The following is a 17,731-nucleotide window of genomic DNA, read 5'->3' as shown; positions in this document are numbered from 1 at the left end:
GTCAGGCACCGGGGAGGCTTCGCCTAGTCTGGTCTATGGCGCCGCACTGCTAATGCGGTTTGGGGTAACCCCCCCATCCCGGGTTCAAATCCCGGAGCCTCCGCACCGGCACGGCGGTCGATACACCGGTCGCCGGCCGACAACTGAAGATTGCTACGCTGGAAACACCAACGCGCCCGTAGCTCAACGGATAGAGCATCTGACTACGGATCAGAAGGTTAGGGGTTCGAATCCCTTCGGGCGCACCACACGAGATTCGACTCTGACCAGCGACAACGGTCAGGGCCGGATCTCTTTTCAGCGGTGGAAGTTGATCGCGGTCCACGAACCGGTCCACGAACCTTGCTAGCTTCTGCCACGTGGCCAGCCGATCCGACGCCCCCGTCAAGCGCCAGCGCGGCAGCATCCGCCGCCGGGCCCGGTGCTACGAGGTCCGTGTGTCGGCCGGTGAGGATCCCTCGACCGGCGAGCGGATCGTGTTGTGCGAGAGCGTCGACATTGAGGGCGACGGCGACCGCGCCGAGAAGGCCGCCTACCGCGAGGCCGAGAAGATCCGGACCCGGCTCCTCGCAGACGCGGACGAGCTGAAGGTCGCCCGCACCAAGGCCACCGTCGGAGCGCTGCTCGAACGCTGGATGCAGCAGCACGAGATCGACGCCACTACCCGGATGACCTACGAGTCCCAGATCCGGATGTACATCCTCCCGAACCTCGGTGACGTCCCGCTGGTGCTGTTCGTCCGGGAGGCCTCGCAGCGCCTGGAGACGCTCTACAGCCGCCTGCGGAGGTGCCGAGCACTGTGCAACGGCCGGCCGTTCGTCGGGAAGCACGCGGCCGAGGGCCCGCACGACTGCGTGGTCGCGGGCTGCAAGCGGCACGTGTGCAAGCCCTACGCGGCGTCGAGTGTGCGGTCGATCCACGCGATCCTCTCCGGGGCGTGCAGCGCCGCGGTGCGCTGGGGCTGGATCGCGTTCAACCCCATGCCGTCGGTCCGGCCACCGTCGAAGGCGAGGCCGCAGCCGCGCCCGCCGACGAGCGCGCAGATGGCCCGCATCGTCGAGGCGGCCTGGGACGCGGCCGCGGAGTGGGGCCTCTACGTCTGGCTGTCCGCGGTGCTCGGAGCCCGCCGGGGCGAGGTCGTCGCACTCCAGTGGGAGGACATCGATCTGACCGCGGGCGTCGTCCGCCTCGACGAGAACTACGTCCGGGTCCCCGGCGGGATGGTCGTCAAGGACACGAAGACCCATCAGATGCGCCGGGTCTCGATCGACCCGCCCACCGTCGAGCTGCTCCGCCAGCACCGCGCGGACTGCGCGGAACGGCTCGCCCTGCTCGGGCTGACCGTGACCGACCGGACATGGCTGTTCTCGGCGACGCCGGACATGAGCCGCCCCCGCGACCCCTCGTCGCTCACCCGGCGGTACGCCCGGCTGGTCGCCAAGCTCGACATCGACACCGGGTTGAAGGAGCTGCGCCACTACTCGGCGACCGAACTCCTGACCGCGGGCGTCGATCTCCGCACCGTCGCCGGACGGCTCGGCCACGGCGACGGCACCACCACCCTGCGGCACTACGCGGCATGGGTCACGGCCGCGGATGAGGGGGCGGCCGGCGTGATCGGCGGCCGGATGCCGGTGGTCCGCAGGCCACCGCGCAGCGCTGGCGATGTCGCCGAGCCTGCGTAGGCTTGGGCTGAACCGATCCGGTCCGGCCGAAGCGGAGACGACGGCATGGAAGACCTCGCGACGGGCGCCCCGTCGTCGTTCACCGAACCGCTCGCCCGCCGCGTTCTGGCCGAGGCAGTCGACCGCGCGGACCTGCCGCGTGGCCCTGTCGAGCTGATCAGGATCGGCTCCAACGCCGTGTTCCGGATCGCCGGTGACCTCATCGCGCGGGTCGCGTCGCCCTCGGCACCGCTCGCCACCGCGGAGAAGCAGATCCGGGTCGCCCGCTGGCTGGCGGCGGAACGGTTCCCGGTGACCCGCGCGGTCGACGTCGAGCAGCCGGTCGAGGTCGACGGCTGCGCCGTCACCTTCTGGGGGTCCGTCGCCCCGGGAACGACGTACGCGCCGATCGGTGACGTCGCCGCCGTCATCCGCCGGCTCCACCAGCTCCCGACGCCCGACGACCTCGACCTCGACCTCCCGGAGATCGAACCGTTCGGGCCGGCCGGGGCCGACCTGCCCGATTTCCCGGGGCTCGCGCCGGACGACGCCTGCTTCCTCCGGGAACGGATCGAGTGGGCGCGCGATGCATTTCCACGGTTGCCGTTCGAACTGCCGCACGGAGCCATTCACGGGGACGCGAACGTGGGAAACGTGCTCGTCGACACCGCCGGACATCCGGTGCTGATCGACCTCGACAGTTTCGCCACCGGACCGCGCGAGTGGGATCTGATCCAGACGGCGTTGTTCGCGACGCGTCTCGGCTGGCACAGCCGATCTGAGTACGCGGACTTCGTCCGTGTCTATGGATACGACGTCACTCAGTGGTCCGGTTTCGAGTGTTTGGCCGACATGCGTGAGATCGCGATGACCTCCTGGCTGAGCAAGAAGGCCACGGAGTCCCAAGCGACTGCGCGCGAGGCCGGCCGTCGCATCTCCGACATCCGGAACGGCGCTCCCCGAACGGACTGGGGAGCCTACTGATCACGCGGACCGTCATTCCGCCGGTCGCCAGAGCCGAAGGTGTCGAGCGGAGTCGGCGAAGGTCCGCACCGCCGTGCTGCGCCGGTGCCGGACCAGCCGTTCCCTGAACTCATCCACGTAGCTGCTGTACCGTGCCGACCGGAGTCCCTCGCCGACCTCCAGGGCGTCCGCCGCGACCCGGCATCCCTCGTCGAGATCGCCCCGGTCGATCAAGGAGTCGGCGAGCACCATCGTCACGAAGAAGTCGCTCCTGACGTACTCGCCGGACGCGGATGCGAGCGCCCGTTGCGCGTGCTCCACCGCGACGTCGGCGCGGCCGAGGTCGCGGTGGCAGTGCGCCAGCTCTGCCGCCATCTCGGTCCGATCGAAGTAGCTGATCCAGGCGGGTTCGTCCCCGGCCCGGCGCTGCTCGAAATGGTGCACCGCCGATCCCATCGCGCGGTCGCACGCGTCGGCGTCACCGATCCGCGCCAGCGCCCGGGCTTCCATGATGTGAAAATGCGACGTCAGGATCGGAATGCCGATCGAGTCGGTCCCGAGGCGAGCGGCCCGAGCCATGTTGGCGGCCTCACGATATCGACCGAGGAAACTCGCCTGGTGGCTCATCGCGTCCAGAATGCTCGCTGCGAGCAGACGATCCTCTCCGGCGTCCGCCAGTCCGAGTGCCTGGATGAAATAGCGTTGCGCGATTCCGTGGAGCCCGGCGTCGTACGCCATCCATGCGGCGAGCTGCGTCGATTCCCCGGCGGCTGCGAAGAGGGCGCGCCGCACGTCTGCGGTGCCCGCGGCCCGTAGGAGCAGCGGCAATTCCGTGCGGAGGTACTGCACCAGCGAGTTCCGGGCGTGTGCGCCGCCGAACGTGCTGTCCAGACGGTCGAAGGTCTCGCGCATCGTCCGGAGCCGTTGAACGTCGGACAGCCCGATGCGCGACGGCCCCTCCGTGCGATCGCCGACCGGCGGCTGTGACCCCACCAGCCAGGAGACCGACGCCTCGTTCCAGGCCGCGACGTTCGTCGGTGCACTGAGCACCACGGGCGCGCTCGCAAGATCGGCGTCGAGGAGTTGCGCGGTCGCCACGACCCCGTCCTCCGCCGAGCCGGGGTAGGCGAGACCTGCCTGCGGGTCCGCCGTCGTCGGCCGACGGAATCCGAGCTCGTCGAGGGCGACCGTGCGTCCGAGCGCAGCGCCCACCGCCTGCGCGATCGCCGTCCGCGTCGCGTCGTCACGAGGGACCGTCCCGGCGATCCACCGGCTGACGTAGGTGTGGGAGTAGCTCCGGCCGGCGGTCCGCGCAGCTGGAGACTCACTGACGGCGCGGGCGAACCGCTTCCGGCCGACCGTCCCGGCACGGTCGAGGAACCCCGCCTCGATCAGCAGTGAGGACAGCCGCTCGTTCGCCACGCGCCGGTCACCCCCCGGATCAGTGCGCCGTCTGACCGAGTGTGCCCCCCACTGCGCCCTGTCGCGGGTGAATCCGGAAATCCACTCTGGTTCCTGTCAGGACAACCGACGCGGCAGCTCCGGGAGGTGAGCGGGATGAACGGGTCAGGACGTCATGTCGACGGCGCGCTCGAGGGCCTCGACCCGGCGTCGGAGGTCGCGGAGTTCCCCGCGAACGTCCACGGGGTCGTCGTGCCGCGGATCGTCGCCGGTGCGACCGCCGCGCAGCACGGTGCCGAGATGGTCGGCAGGCCATCCGAGCGCCACGGAGAGGGCGACCAGCGTCCTGGGCTGACGCCGACGGGTGTTCAGGACGTGCACCAGCTCGCGGACGGTCGTCAGCGAGACCCCCGACTTCGACGCGAGATCGGTCATCGTCATGCCGCGCTCGTCGAGCCGGACCTTGATCGCATCCGACACCGCGGACCAGTCCTGATTCACGTGCGCTCCCGCCCTGTCGAGGTGCGGCGAGCGTAGCGAGAGCGCAGTACCGCGCGCACTTCACGTGCGAAGCCGTGTTGACGAACTATCAATCTACGCTCAATATGAGCGTGACACTGGCACTGCTGGATCGGCTGGCAGGCCACGACAGGGGAGGCACGAGTGGATACGACGAAGACCTCGACGGCGGAGGTTCCGGCCGCCGACGCGACGGTGAGCAGGCCCGCCTTCTACACCGCGGCGGAGACCGCGGCGATGCTCCGGCTCGACGAGTCGACGCTGTACCGGCACCTGCGGCGGGGGACCTTTCCCGGACTCAAGATCGGTGGGCGCTACGTCGTCCCCGGAGCGGTCCTGGAGCGTCTGGTGGCCGACATCCTCACGACCGGGCGCTGCATCGACCTTGGCTCCTGGACCGAGCAGTGGCGGCACGATCAGGTCGCAGCGCTCGCCCGGGCCGCGGCCGCGGACGTCACGATCGTGGGCGGGGCGTCCTGATGGGCAGCGTCGGGGTGCTGATCCTGTTCATGGTCGTCGGTGCGGTGATCTGCGCGAAGGCGCGGGTGGCCGCCGGTGCGGTCGCGTTCTCGCTGATCGCGTTGGTGCTGTTCATCGCCACGCCGGTCGGGGCCGGTCTGCCTGATGCGATCGGCACGTTCATTTCGGCGTTCGACCGGGCCGCGACGCCCGCGCTGAACGGCGCCGAGACCGCGGGGGCCGGGTCGTGAGCGCGGCCGTCGAGCCCGGAGCGGGAGACTTCGCCCTCACGGCCGGGCGGGCCGAGAGCCCGGAGGGTCCCGCCTTCGGCGGGGCGGAGGGCCGTCCGGCCCGAGTTTGGCCCGGCCTCACTCAGATTCAAGGGCGCTCCGCTGGCGCTGCGCGTCGCTGCGCGACCGGCCTTCGGCCGGCCCTTGAGTCCGAGCCTCGGAGGCCGTGCGCGCCTGACGGCGCGGTGGCGGACGGGACGCCGCCACCGGGGGGCCGGACCGGCCGACCCTCCTTGATCTTCTCGGAGGCCAGCGTGAGTGTGATCTTCCTGCCCGGCCCGCCCGTCGTGGACCTGGGCGACGACCCGACCGATCCGGTCGACGTGACGGACCTGGTGTGTCCGGGCTGCGCCAGCCCCGTCATCGACGCCCCGCCCTCGGGATGGCCCGCCCGCGCCGGCCGGTCCCCGGAGTTCTCCCACGCCGACGGATCGGTGCTGTGTCCCGACCGGTTCGGACGGGTGCCGGAGCCGATGGAGGCGGCGGGGCTGCGCTACGGGCTCACCGACGCCGGTGCCATCGCGTCGCTGGACGAGGCGCGCGGGTGGTCGGCGTGAGCGCCCGCCCCTCGCCGGAGTGGGCGGTCCCCGAGCAGGTCGCGCAGCCCGAGGGCCTGGACCCGCGGTTGCTGCGCCCGACCGGGCGCACGGACCGGCTGCAGGTCGTCGTCGAGCACTACGTCGTCGGTGCGGGGCGCTGCCCGGGGTGCGGGTGGCCGGTGGCGCGTCGGGAGGAGTGCGGTTCCCCCATGATCGGGGAGGCATCAGCTATAAGGGGTAGCGATGCCAGAGGTACGGAAGCGCTACGACCGGGAGTTCCGTGACGGAGCGGTCCGGGTCGTGGAGGAGACGGGCAAGCCGATCGCCCAGGTCGCCCGTGACCTGGGGGTCAACGAGGGCACGCTGGGCAACTGGGTGGCCCGTGCACGAGAGGCCCGCGAGGACACCGAGGGCCTGTCTCGCGGCGGCGTCGAGGAGCTCAAGCGGCTGCGCGCGGAGAACGCCGAGCTGCGGATGGAGCGTGATGTCCTCAAGCGATCCGTGGTCCTGTGGGTCAAGGAGGCGACGAAGTGAGCGTGGCCCGTTTCATCGCCGACCAGAGGACCTTCCACCGGGTGCCGCACACGCTGGCCTGCGCCCTGTTGGGGGTGTCGATCTCCTGGCTGTACAAGTGGCTCGACCGCGCCGCGCGTTCCGACGGTGGTGCCACCGCGACCGAGAAGCGCCGCTGCGCGTTGGACGCCGCCGTGGCCGTGGCGTTCGACGACGCCCAGCGGCTACACGGCTCACCCCGTCTGCACGCCGACCTGTGTGAGGCCGGATGGCGGGTGTCGGAGAAGACCGTGGCGGACTCGATGCGCCGCCAGGGCCTGGTCGCCCGCCGGATCAAGCGGCACAACGGACTGACCCGCCAGGACCGCACGGCGCCGAAGTTCCCGGACCTGCTTCGTCGGGGTTTCACTGCGGCCGAGCCGAACCGCAGATGGGTCGGGGACATGACCGAGATCCCCACCGCGGCCGGGAAGTTGTATCTGGCCACGGTGATCGACCTGTACTCGCGGCGGCTGCTCGGCGCGGCCACGGGGCTGCACCCGAACCCCGAGCTGGCGTGTGCGGCGATCCGGATGGCGGTGGCGGCCCGCGGCGGGGCGGACCGAATCGCCGGGGTGATCTTCCACACCGACCGCGGGTCGACCTACACCGCGGGCGCGTTCACCGCTCTGTGTCGGCGGCTCGACATCCGTCAGTCGATGGGCCGGGTCGGGTCGTGTTTCGACAATGCCGCGGCGGAGGCGTTCTTCTCCAGCCTGGAGTGGGAAGTGCTGTCCCGCAACGACTTCGACACCATCAGTAGGGCGCGGGCGGCGGTCATCGACTGGTGTTACGGCTTCTACAACCACCGGCGGCGACACAGTGCCGCCGCCGGGCTCTCACCGATCAACTACGAGAACGCCGCCCTCACCCGAGACGCGGCATAAGAACCCTCCACGATCTCGGGGGAACCGCAGAGTGCCTGTCTCGGCAGGTCGCCGTGTGCCTATTGGACAACCGGCCGCTCCCGGTCCGGCTCGCGCACCTGGCCGACGTCGTGCCCGGGGCCCGAGCGGGCCGGGACTCGGCGGCCGACCGGCACCGGGAGCGGGAGGAGCTGGATGCGTTGCCGGGGCTGTTCGCCGCCCCGGCCCGGTCCCCGGAGCGAGGGGATACGTCGTGAACGAGGCGAGCACGCAGGAGATGGGACGGCCCGGCGTCGGGGACTTGGCGGAACACGACCGCCGGGCCGCTCTCACCAACCAACAGGAGGTAGGAGAGATGTTCACCGTAGACCCGAGCCCCGCACGGGGCGAGGAGCTGGACTGGCGGTCGCGCGCGGCGTGCCGCGACGTCGACCCGGAGCTGTTCTTCCCGACCGCGACCGCCGGTGCGGCTCTGGCCGCCGCCGAGCGGCGAGCCCTGGCGGTGTGCACGGGGTGCCCGGTCCTGGCCGCGTGCCGGACCTGGGCGGTCGCCGAGCAGCCGCACGGCATCGCCGGCGGGCTGACCGAGGCGCAGCGCACCGCGCTGCGCCACCCCCGCCGGGCCCGGCACGGACGCCCGGTCGGGGTCCGGGTGCCGGTTCCGGTGCGGGGTGCGCGGCACCGCGACGCCGGCCGGGCCGCGCTCGCGACCGGCGCCGAGCCCGGTCTGGTGGCCGTGCAGTGCGGGGTCACGCGGCGCACCGCCGAGCGGTGGGCGGCCGAGCTGCGCCGTGCCCACCGCGTCGCCGTCGGCGCGCGGGTCGGGGGTGAGCGGTGATGGGCGTGTTCGGTGAGCCGACCGACGCCGAGCGTCGGGTGTGGCGGGTCCGGGACCTGATCCGGTCCCTGGCCGTGGAGTGGTTCGGCACCCGCGAGACCCGCAAACAGATCGGCGACAGCAGCATGACCCGCCTCGTGTTGGCCGACCCGTTGGCGGGGTTGCGGGCCGCGGTGCAGGTCCGGCGGGTCGCCGCTGTGCAGGGCCGGGAGTACGCCCTGGATGCTCGCGGCGCCGGATCGTCGTGGGCGGAGGTCGCGTCGGTGCTTGGGTTCGAGGGGTTGGACGAGCCGGAGGTGCTGGCGTTCGAGCACGTCGCCGAACGCGGCGGAGCTGCCGTGCCGCGGTGGGAGTCGGTGTCGTGGCGCTGCACCACCTGTGCCGCCCGGGTCACCGACACCGGCCCCTACGGCAGCCACCCCACCGACGTCGAGTCCGGGCACGCCGAGGGCTGCGCCCGCCACCGGGCGGACATCGCCGCGTGGTCCGCCCGGACCGGATGGGACGACTGATGATGAGCATCCTGTTCAGCTCCACCAGCCTCGTCCTCGCCGCGTTCGCCGCGGGCGCCCTACTCGCCTGGGCGCGCGGCGCCCGCGCGCTGGCCGCCGGCCTCGCCGTGGTCGCGCTGCTCCCGGCGGCGACGATCGTCACCGCCCTTTCGTGGCCCGCCCTCGTGGCGATGGTCGGCCTGGCCGGGGTGATCGTGTGGCACCGCTGGTCGCGTTCCTCGGCGACGGTGTCCCGGTGGGCGGCACGGTCGCGCCGCAAGGTCGGGGTGGCCTCGTCGCTGGACATCGTCCGCCACGCCGGAACCCTCGCCGTCCGCCGCCGCACCGGCATGGTTCGCCCCTCCCTGGCCGCGCTGTCGCGGTGGCAGCGGCTTCGGCTCGCGACCAGCGAGGCGGCCGTCGAGCTGTGCCGCACCGGAGCGTTGCGGGTGTGGGCGTTGGTCGAGGACGTCGTGATCGTCGTCGGCGGCCCCCGCACCGGCAAGACCGGCTGGCTGGCCGGGCGGGTCCTGGACGCCCCGGGCGCCGCCCTGGTGACCTCGACCCGGACCGATCTGCTGGACCTGTGCGGGCCGCTGCGCCGCCAGGACCGGGGTGAGGTGTTCGTGTTCAACCCGGCCGGCCTCGGCTCCCGGGCGTCGACGATCACGTTCGATCCCCTGACCGGCTGCACCGACCCCGTCACCGCCACCGAACGCGCGACCGACATGCTCGCCGCCGTCGCCAGCGGATCCGGCGGGGACCGGGAGTTCTGGGACGGGCAGGCCCGCCGTGTCCTGGCCGCGCTGCTGCACGCCGCGGCCCTCGGCGGCAAGCGGATGGCCGACGTCCTCGGGTGGGTCGCCGACCCTGACACCGCCGGGCGTGAGGTCCCCGCGTTGCTGCGGCGGTCGGGGGTGACGGCGTTCGAGCAGGACGTCATGCAGTTCCTCACCACCAACGAGCGGACCCGTTCCTCGATCACCTCGTCGGTGATGCCTGCCCTGGGGTGGCTGACGCATCCGGCGGCTGCTGCGGCGGCGGAGCCGGGGGAGGGGTTCGACGTCGCCCGCCTCCTCGACGACCGGGCGACGGTGTTCCTGCTCGGCGCCGAGGAGGCCCAGACCGCCCCCTTGGTCTGCGCGCTGACCGGGCACATCGCCCGCGAGGCCCGACGCCTCGCAGCCGGGGAGCCGAAGGGGCGGCTGGACCCGCCGCTCGGGCTGTTCCTCGACGAGGCCGCCCTTATCTCGCCCGTCCCGCTCGAATCGTGGACCGCGGACATGGGTGGTCGTGGGGTGACGATCCTGTGTGCGTTCCAGTCCCGCGCCCAGCTGTTGGCCCGGTGGGGTGAGCACAAGGCGGCGACGATCCTGAACAACACCGCCGCGGTGATGATCTTCGGTGGGACGCGGGACAAGGCGGATCTGGAGTTCTGGTCCACCCTGGCCGGGGAGCGGGACGAGCGGGTCACCACGACTGACGACCACGGCCGCGTCGCTTCCCGCAGCGTGCGGAAGGTTCCGGTTTTGGCCCCGGCGCAGATCGCGAACCTGCCCGCGGGGCGGGTGGTGGTGATCCGGCGCGGAATCGCGCCGGTGATCGGCCGGGCGCAGATGGCGTGGCGCCGCCGCGACGTCCGGCGCAGGGCCCGGCTCCTGCGACGGATCGAGGCCGAGACCCGCTGGCACTGCCGCAGCGAGGCCGTCCGGGTGTGGGCCGATGGTCAGCTCGAACGCCTCCTGGTCCTGCTTGCCGCGCGGTGGCCAGAGCGCTACGGAGAGGCGGCCGAGCGGGTCCGGTCGTCGAACCGGATGTTCGCCGAGCTGCGCGCGATCCGCCGAGGCAGCGAGCACGACCAGGCCGCTGAGGCGACGGCGCTGCACGAGCCGTCCCCCGGCACCGGCCCCGGTGGGGCTGTGGGTCCGGCGGGGCCCGCCGACGGCGCTGCGGGTGACGGGCGGTGGACCCGATGAGCGAGCGCTACGAGATGTGGACCCCCGCGCAGGCGGTGCAGCGGCTGGCCGCCGAGCTGCCCGGCGGGACGGCCGACGCCGAACAGGTCGTCGCGTCCTACCTGCGCGACGCGACCGGTGTGCATGGCCGGCCGTCGTCGGGGTGGCGGCTCGACGAGTTCGACCTCGACGACGCCCGCGCCCGGTTCGGGTGGGTCGACTTCGCGGGCGGGGAGACCGTCGCCCAGGCCCGCGCCCGCGCCGATGCGGCCGCGGTCGCGGCGCTGCGGGAGGCGCGGGGGACGTCGGCGATCACCGAGCGGGACCGGCTGGCCGGGCTGCACTCCGACGCGGAGATGTGGGGTTACCGCGCCCACAGTGTGGGGCTCGACGAGCTGACCAACACCGCGGCGTGTGATCCGCAGCCGCGGTTGGTGACGGTCGCTCGGGAGGGCCGGGAGCGCTCGCACCGCGAGGCGTGCGCTGTCCACGACGCCCGCCAGGCCGCCGCCGAGGCGGCGGCCGAGGTCGCCGCGCTCGACGAGGACCCGCGCGAGCAGGACCACCCCGGCGATCGCCGGGCACTCGAGACGCGCGACGAGCAGGAGGCACCGGTGGACATCCCGGACCTCGACCCCGGCCACGACTCCGGCCATGACGTCGTGCGGGACGTGGCGGACATCGAGTCGATGCTGCACGCCGAGCACTGGAGCGAGGTCATCGACGCCGTCGAGCGGGACGAGAACCCCGACCGCCGCGATGGCTCCGACCGGGACGCCGCAGCCGGTTCGGTGGGGTCGGTGGGTGGGTTGTGGTTCACCGTCGACGACGGTGTCGAGGGCGGGGTCCGGCCGTTGACCGAGACCGAGATGCGCCGCGTCGCGGACCTGGTCCGCCGGACCCAGTCCGAGGCCCTGGTCGTCGAGCAGGACGACACCCCGCCCAACGGACGGCCGTCGTCGTCGGTGGATGTGGACGGGTCGGGGTGGGAGCGATGAGCACGCCCCCGCACCCGCAGAAGCCGGCCGGGCCCGCGGGTGGGTCGTCGGAGGTCGTGGTGGCTGGTCTGGCCCGCGAGGTTCACGAGCTGCACCGGCGGGTCGACGGTCTGGATCCGGTGGTGGGGCGGGTGGAGAGGTTGGAGGAGATGGCCGCGCGCACGGCGGACACTCTGGCCGCGGTCGTCGGGCGCCGGCAGAAGGCGACCGCCCCGTCGTGGCTGCTCGCCCCCACCGACACCGCCGACGTCGAGGGTCTGCTCGACAAGCTGACGGTGTGGCTGGGGGCGGTGTTCCTGCGCTACCCCGACGGGGCGTCGGCGCTGCCGGAGTGCTGGTTGTGGCACCCCGACGTCGTCGAGGAACTGCTGTGGCTCATGCACGCCTGGTGCGCCGCGTACCAGGGCCCGGACGCCTCGGTGAGCGGGGCGGGGGACTGGCATGACCGCCAGCGCCCCGGCGTCGTCGCGCGGGTCCGTAAGAGCGCGGGGTCGTGCTCGATCGAGCGCCACCAGACCCGCCCCGGCTGGTCGGCGCCGGGCGGGGCGCCGGTGCCGGTGCCGGGGCTGGAGCACGCGGCTGCGATCACCGGGTGGTGGTCGCAGCACCGGGAGCAGATGCCGCCCGAGCCCGACGCCCCGGCCGCGGTCGGCTCGATCGGGGGTGCCCTTCGATGAGCACCAGCACCAGCAGCGTGAGCCGGTGGGGCCGGGCCGCGGTGTGGCTGCCGGGGCTGGCCGTCGCGCTCGGCGCCGCGGTGGCGACCGCGCATGGCCTGTTCGAGGTCGCGGTGGCCGCGCGGGTGCCGGTCGGGGTGGCGTGGATCTACCCGCTGATCACCGACGGCCTGGCGTTGGTCGCCTATGCGGCGACGGCGCGGCTGGCCGGTTCGGCGGCCCGTTACGCCTGGTCGGTGGTGGTCGTCTCGGCCGGGCTCTCGGGGTTGGCGCAGGCGGTCTACCTCGCCTCCGATGCCGTGACCGCGGGCGGGGAGCTGGAGGTGTCGGCTGGGCTGCGGTTCGGGGTCGGGGCGTGGCCCGCGGTCGCCGCCGCGGTCGTCGCGCACCTGCTCTACCTCCTCGCCGAGAACGACACCGTCGAGCAGCCTGAGCACCACGACCGGCAGGCGCCGGACGGGACGGCCGGATCCCGGGTCCGGGCGACGATCACCGTCCCGCCGTCCGGTCGGACACTGGCGGGACGCCTCGACGAGGTGGGACACGGTCCGGCCGTCCCGCCCGCCCTGGACGGGCCGGTGGTCCCGGGCCCGCCGCGGCCGGTGTCCCACCCGGCGCCGCGCCCCGCGGTCTGGCCGGATGGCTCTGGGGCCGGTGGGACGGGCGGGTCGGGTGCGGGCGCGCAGGAGCGTGCCCGCACCACCGCCGCGACCCACCGCCAGCGCCACGGCGCCCTCCCGACCGTGCGCGAGTTGCAGGAGATGGCCGACGTCGGGCGGGGCACCGCAGCCCGAGCGCTCCAGCAGCTCCGCGACACCCACACGCAGGCCGCGAGCGGCCTGCACCTCGTCCCCGACGAGCCTCAGAACAGGACCCAGCCATGAATCCGAGCAGCCAGAACCGCAGCACCCACACCGAGACGAGCACGAGCAGCAGCGAGAGCGAGCAGAAGACCAGAACCGAGATCCACTACACCGAACAGAGCAAGAACACCCCAAGATCAAAGGCAGCACACCTTGGCATCACGATCCGAGGGTGCGGTCCGGCCTGTGGCCGGTCCGCGAACCCCGACGCCGCTCCCGACCGGGCCGCGACCGGTTTCATGATTGTTTCAGGGTGGTCGGGGTGCTGAAGGTCGTCAACGGCTACTCGCCGGACTATCTGTTGAAGGAGGTCGCGACCGGGCGGGAGAACTACTACACCGGCGCGGTCGCAGAGGGGGAGCCGCCGGGCCGCTGGTGGGGTGCCGGAGCCGAGCGCCTCGGCCTGGCCGGTCTGGTCGACGCCCAGGACATGCGCGCGCTCTACGAACGCTTCCTCGACCCGCGGCACGCAGGGTTTCGGGATCCGTCCCAGTGGGACAGCGTCCCAACGTTGGGACACACCGGGCGCAAGTACCTGTCCGAGGACGACCTGTACGCGGCGGCGTTGGAACGGGAGCCGGACGCGGCGGCGGAACGCCGCGCCGAGCTGCGTACCGAGGCGGGCAAGGCCGCCCGGCACGCCGTCGCCTTCTTGGACGCCACGTTCAGCGTGCAGAAGTCGGTGACGCTGCTGCACACCGCGTTCGAGGCCCGCGAGGTCGCCGCCCGCCAGGCCGGCGACGAGACGACCGCGGCGGCGTGGGGCGAGTTCCGCCAGGCGGTGGAGGACGCGATCTGGGCGGGCAACAACGCCGCCCTCGCGTACTTGGAGGACAAGGCCGGCTATTCGCGGGTCGGGCACCACGGCGGCGCGGCCGGTCGGTGGGTGGATGCGCACGCGTTCACGGTGGCGTCGTTCTTCCAGCACGACTCCCGGGACCGGGACCCGCAGCTGCACATCCACAACACGATTCTGAACCGGGTCGAGTGCCCGGACGGGACGTGGCGGACCCTGGATTCGCGGGCGGTCCACCGGTGGCGCCCGGGTGCGGCGGCGGTCGGGGAGCGCACGTGTGAGGAGCGGCTGATCGAGACGATCGGGGTGCTGCTGGCGATGCGCCCGGACGGCAAGGTCCGCGAGGTGGTCGGGATCCCGGCGCAGGCGATGTCGCTGATCTCCACCCGCCGCCACGCGGTGACGGCGAAGGCGACGGAGCTGGTGGAGGCGTTCGAAGCCCGCTACGGCCGCGCCCCGAACGGTTATGAGTACGAGCGGCTGACCCAGCAGGCCACCCTGGTCACCCGCGCCGCGAAGTCCCACCACGGCGAGGACCGTGACGACATGCTGTCGCGGATCGACCTGCGGCTGCGCGCGGACATCGAGGGCGGACTAGCCGGGATCGCCGACGCCGTCCTCGCCGCCCGCCGCGACGGGGTGGAGCCGATGGCGTTCAGCCCACAGGCGGTGATCGAACTCGCGCTGGAGGACGTCCGGAACCGCAAGACGTTCTGGACGACCGCCGACCTCACCCGGGCGGTCAACGCCGCCCTGCCCGACTACCTCGGCGTCTCCGACGGGGCCGAGATCGCAGCCCTGTTGGACCAGCTCACCGACGCCGCACTGGAGCACGCGGTGACGATGGAGACCGCGAAACCCGCCACCGAGGCGCTGCCCGACGGGCTGCGCCTGGCGAACGGCCAGTCCGCCTACCAGGCCCCGGGTGGGGCGCTGTACGCGATGCCGGAGCAGGTCCACACCGAGCGGTTCCTGCTCGCCGCCACCACCTCACGTGACGGCGTCGCGTTGTCGCGCCCGGCGGCCGGCCGTTTCCTGGAGCGGCTGCGGACCGAGGGCGTCGAGCTGGGCGCCGACCAGGCCGCCGCCGTGCGCGGGATCCTCACCTCCGGCGCCCGGGTTGAGACCCTCGTCGGACCGGCCGGGACCGGGAAGTCCTTCGTCGTCGGCACCCTGGCCCGGGCCTGGACCGACTCCACCCTGCACGACCACGACCCGGGACAGCCGTCGCGGGCCGGTCGGGTGTTCGGTTTGGCGACGAGCCAGATGGCGACCGAGGTGCTGACCGGTGAGGGGCTGACCGCGCGCAACGTCGCGGCCTGGCTCGCCACTCAGGACCGCCTTCATGGCCCCGGCGCGGTCCGCAGCGAGGACGAGGCGTGGCGGCTGCGCGAGGGGGACATGCTGGTGGTCGACGAGTCCGCGATGACCGACACCGCCGCCCTCGCCACGATCCACACCCACGCCGACCGGGTCGGGGCGAAGCTGTTGCTGGTCGGGGACCACCGCCAGCTCGCCGCCATCGGCGCGGGCGGGGCGATGGACCTGCTCGCCACCGCCGGATCGTCCTACGAGCTGGCTGACGCCCGCCGGTTCAGCGCCGAGTGGGAACGCGACGCGTCGTTGCGGCTGCGGGCCGGGGACGAGAGCGTGCTGCGCACCTACCACCAGCACGGCCGCATCCTCGACTCCGGAACCCGCGACGACGCCGAAGTCTCCGCCGCGCGCGGATGGTTGGCCGACACCCTCGACGGGCAGCACTCGCTGCTGCTGGTCGACACCAACGACCAGGCCGCCCGCCTGTCGGCGGCCCTGCGCACCGAGCTGGTCCGCCTCGGCCGCGTCACCGAGGACGGCGTCTGGTTGGGCCGTCAAGGTGTCGTCGCCGGGGTCGGGGACCTGGTCCAGGCCCGCCGCAACGCCTGGCACCTGGCCGGGCGGCACGGCAACCGTCGCGGCCCGATCAACCGCGAGACCTACCGCGTCACCGCCGTCCGCGACGACGGCTCGATCGAAGTCACCACCGACACCACCGACCCCGCACCTGGCTGGACGGTCGACGGGGCGGGTGGGCAGCGGCTCGTGCTGCCCGCCTCCTACGTCACCGAGGACCTGGCCCTCGGCTACGCCACCACCGTCCACGCCGCCCAGGGCACCACCGTCGACACCACGCACTCGGTGATCACCCCGAACACCGGCGCCCCGGCCCTCTACGTCGGCATGTCCCGCGGCCGCGGTGCGAACACCGCGCACGTCACCACCCGCACTGCCCCCGACGACCCCGCCGACGGCACCCGCCGCCACGAACTGCACCGCGATCCCGTCGCCACGCTCGCCGCCATCCTCGACACCGCCGAGATCACGCTGTCGCGCCCCGCTCTGGCGGTCGCGACCGAGTCGGCTGAGCACGCGGCCAGCACCCGCACCGCCGCCGAGCTGCTCGCTGACGCGGCCCAGCTCGCCGCGACCGAACGCACCCGCGACCACCTCGACCATCTCGTCGCGGGTGGTCGTCTCACCGGGGAGCAGCGGGCCCGGATCGCCGCCGAGGACGGCGCCGCCTCGCTGACCCGCGTGCTGCGCCGCGCCGAGCTGGCCGGCCTCGACCCCCAGACGGTCCTGGGCGAGGCGGTCGATCGTGGGCCGCTCACCGGTTCCCGCAACCTCACCAACGTGCTTTACTCCCGCATCCGCGACGCCCACCGCTTCGACCCCGTCGGCGACACCTGGGCGCAGTGGACACCCCGCACCGACAACACCGAGTGGAGCGACTACCTCACCGCCCTGGCCCGCGCCGCCGACACCCGCGCCGCGGCCCTCGGCCGCGACGCCGCCACCGAGCCCCCCGCCTGGGCGACAGCGGCGTTCGGGGCCTGCCCGGCCGAGGCCGACCAGCGCGACGAGTGGTGCGCCGCGGTCGGCCGGGTCGCCGCGTACCGCGAGATGCGCGGCCACACCAACGACGAGGGTGACATTCTCGGGCCGGCGCCCAAGCCCGGGCAGGTCGAGGAGTTCGCCGCCTACCGCGCCGCGTGGCGGACCCTCGGCCGCCCCGAGATCGACCGCGAGCACTTGGAGCTGTCCAACGGCCAGCTCCGCGCCCGCGTCCGGGCCTACGAACGCGAACTCGCCGCCGCGCCCCGCTACGTCGCGAACGAACTCGCCGGAACCCGCCAGACCGCCGCCACCCACCAGCAGACCGCCGCCCTGCGCCGAGCCGAAGCCGACGCCGTCACCGACCCGGGTGAGCGGCAGCGGATCCTCGACCAGGCCGCCCAGGCCGCCGCGCTGGTCGCCGTGCTCGACGCCCGCGCAGAGCAGCTCCAGCAGATCGACGACGCCCGCGCCACCTGGCTCGCCCACACCGCCCAGACCCGGGTCCAGGCCGAACTCTCGAAGGCCGAGCTGTCCGCCCGCGACGCCGACGACGACCCCGACCAGCAGGTCACCGCCGCCGAATGGAAGACCGCCCACGAGGCCGCCATGGCCGACGAGGACGCCCACCGCGACATCACCGAAACCGACCTCGCCCACCCCGAGGACCTCCACCAGCACGACGACGTCCCGCCCGTCCAGGAGGACGGCGCGGCCGACACAAGGTGGGACGACGTCCGCGAGCGCGCTGAACGCGAACCTCGGCCCGACCGCGAGGACATCGTCCGGGTGCCTGACGCCGCCGAGACCACCGATCACCTCGACCATGCCGGCCGGGTCCTGGACGAGATCCGCTACCGCGATACCGGCGACGACCTCGCCCGCGCCGATGAACTCACCCGCTGGCACACCGACGACCACGCCGCGATCGCCGAAGACGAGGTCGCGGACGCCCCGGTCGACGAGTACAGCAACGGCTGGTAACC

General features: G+C 73.1%; 18 protein-coding genes and 2 tRNA genes. 18 read left to right on the top strand and 2 right to left on the bottom strand.

Features of this window, described 5'->3' with window-relative positions:
- Positions 1-12: 12 nt before the first annotated feature.
- The 4 genes from XF36_RS24230 to XF36_RS24215 all read left to right on the top strand — a co-directional run bounded on the left by XF36_RS24230 (position 13) and on the right by XF36_RS24215 (position 2,648).
- Positions 13-103, top strand: a tRNA-Ser gene (locus XF36_RS24230).
- A gap of 69 nt (positions 104-172) precedes the next feature.
- Positions 173-248 (top strand) — tRNA-Arg (locus XF36_RS24225).
- Positions 249-359: 111 nt separating this feature from the next.
- A complete protein-coding gene (locus XF36_RS24220) occupies positions 360-1,685 on the top strand; it encodes a site-specific integrase (protein ID WP_060713744.1) in 1,326 nt (441 codons plus the stop codon).
- Between the two features lie 45 nt (positions 1,686-1,730).
- Positions 1,731-2,648: an aminoglycoside phosphotransferase family protein gene (locus tag XF36_RS24215; protein WP_060713743.1), complete on the top strand. Its 918-nt coding sequence runs from the start codon at positions 1,731-1,733 to the stop codon at positions 2,646-2,648.
- A gap of 12 nt (positions 2,649-2,660) precedes the next feature.
- Here XF36_RS24215 and XF36_RS24210 read toward each other — a convergent pair whose 3' ends face one another.
- Positions 2,661-4,049, bottom strand: a complete 1,389-nt coding sequence (locus tag XF36_RS24210; protein WP_060713742.1) for a hypothetical protein — start codon at positions 4,047-4,049, stop codon at positions 2,661-2,663.
- Positions 4,050-4,193: 144 nt separating this feature from the next.
- Positions 4,194-4,529, bottom strand: coding sequence for a helix-turn-helix domain-containing protein (locus XF36_RS24205; RefSeq protein ID WP_060713741.1), 336 nt, complete (start codon positions 4,527-4,529; stop codon positions 4,194-4,196).
- Between the two features lie 162 nt (positions 4,530-4,691).
- Between XF36_RS24205 and XF36_RS24200 the strand changes: the two genes are divergently transcribed.
- From XF36_RS24200 to mobF, 14 genes are all read left to right on the top strand, one after another.
- Positions 4,692-5,027, top strand: coding sequence for a helix-turn-helix domain-containing protein (locus XF36_RS24200; RefSeq protein WP_060713740.1), 336 nt, complete (start codon positions 4,692-4,694; stop codon positions 5,025-5,027).
- Complete coding sequence (locus XF36_RS24195; RefSeq protein ID WP_060713739.1) at positions 5,027-5,257, top strand: hypothetical protein; 231 nt, start codon at positions 5,027-5,029, stop codon at positions 5,255-5,257. The genes XF36_RS24200 and XF36_RS24195 overlap by 1 nt, the downstream gene beginning before the upstream one ends.
- Before the next feature lie 293 nt (positions 5,258-5,550).
- Entirely contained in the window at positions 5,551-5,853 is a 303-nt protein-coding gene (locus tag XF36_RS24190; protein WP_145981491.1) for a hypothetical protein, read from the top strand.
- A complete protein-coding gene (locus tag XF36_RS32750; protein WP_168169573.1) occupies positions 5,850-6,119 on the top strand; it encodes a hypothetical protein in 270 nt (89 codons plus the stop codon). Before XF36_RS24190 ends, XF36_RS32750 begins: the two co-directional genes overlap by 4 nt.
- Positions 6,079-6,369, top strand: a complete 291-nt coding sequence (locus XF36_RS24185; RefSeq protein WP_060710840.1) for a transposase — start codon at positions 6,079-6,081, stop codon at positions 6,367-6,369. Before XF36_RS32750 ends, XF36_RS24185 begins: the two co-directional genes overlap by 41 nt.
- Positions 6,366-7,274, top strand: coding sequence for an IS3 family transposase (locus XF36_RS24180; protein WP_060711044.1), 909 nt, complete (start codon positions 6,366-6,368; stop codon positions 7,272-7,274). The genes XF36_RS24185 and XF36_RS24180 overlap by 4 nt, the downstream gene beginning before the upstream one ends.
- Before the next feature lie 53 nt (positions 7,275-7,327).
- Complete coding sequence (locus XF36_RS24175) at positions 7,328-7,510, top strand: hypothetical protein (protein WP_060713737.1); 183 nt, start codon at positions 7,328-7,330, stop codon at positions 7,508-7,510.
- A gap of 98 nt (positions 7,511-7,608) precedes the next feature.
- Positions 7,609-8,091, top strand: coding sequence for a WhiB family transcriptional regulator (locus tag XF36_RS35330; RefSeq protein WP_064485495.1), 483 nt, complete (start codon positions 7,609-7,611; stop codon positions 8,089-8,091).
- A complete protein-coding gene (locus tag XF36_RS24165) occupies positions 8,091-8,603 on the top strand; it encodes a hypothetical protein (protein WP_060713736.1) in 513 nt (170 codons plus the stop codon). Before XF36_RS35330 ends, XF36_RS24165 begins: the two co-directional genes overlap by 1 nt.
- 2 nt (positions 8,604-8,605) lie before the next feature.
- Entirely contained in the window at positions 8,606-10,558 is a 1,953-nt protein-coding gene (locus XF36_RS24160) for a type IV secretory system conjugative DNA transfer family protein (protein WP_082375913.1), read from the top strand.
- Entirely contained in the window at positions 10,555-11,535 is a 981-nt protein-coding gene (locus tag XF36_RS24155) for a hypothetical protein (RefSeq protein WP_145981490.1), read from the top strand. The genes XF36_RS24160 and XF36_RS24155 overlap by 4 nt, the downstream gene beginning before the upstream one ends.
- Positions 11,532-12,212: a hypothetical protein gene (locus tag XF36_RS24150; protein ID WP_060713733.1), complete on the top strand. Its 681-nt coding sequence runs from the start codon at positions 11,532-11,534 to the stop codon at positions 12,210-12,212. The genes XF36_RS24155 and XF36_RS24150 overlap by 4 nt, the downstream gene beginning before the upstream one ends.
- Entirely contained in the window at positions 12,209-13,096 is an 888-nt protein-coding gene (locus tag XF36_RS24145; protein ID WP_060713732.1) for a hypothetical protein, read from the top strand. Before XF36_RS24150 ends, XF36_RS24145 begins: the two co-directional genes overlap by 4 nt.
- 241 nt (positions 13,097-13,337) lie before the next feature.
- Positions 13,338-17,729, top strand: coding sequence for a MobF family relaxase (mobF, locus tag XF36_RS24140; RefSeq protein ID WP_238589006.1), 4,392 nt, complete (start codon positions 13,338-13,340; stop codon positions 17,727-17,729).
- Positions 17,730-17,731: the final 2 nt, after the last annotated feature.

This window comes from Pseudonocardia sp. HH130629-09, from assembly GCF_001294645.1.
In the GTDB taxonomy this organism is placed as follows: domain Bacteria; phylum Actinomycetota; class Actinomycetes; order Mycobacteriales; family Pseudonocardiaceae; genus Pseudonocardia.
Note: the sequence above shows the minus strand (reverse complement) of the source record. Positions and strands in the feature narration are given on the sequence as shown.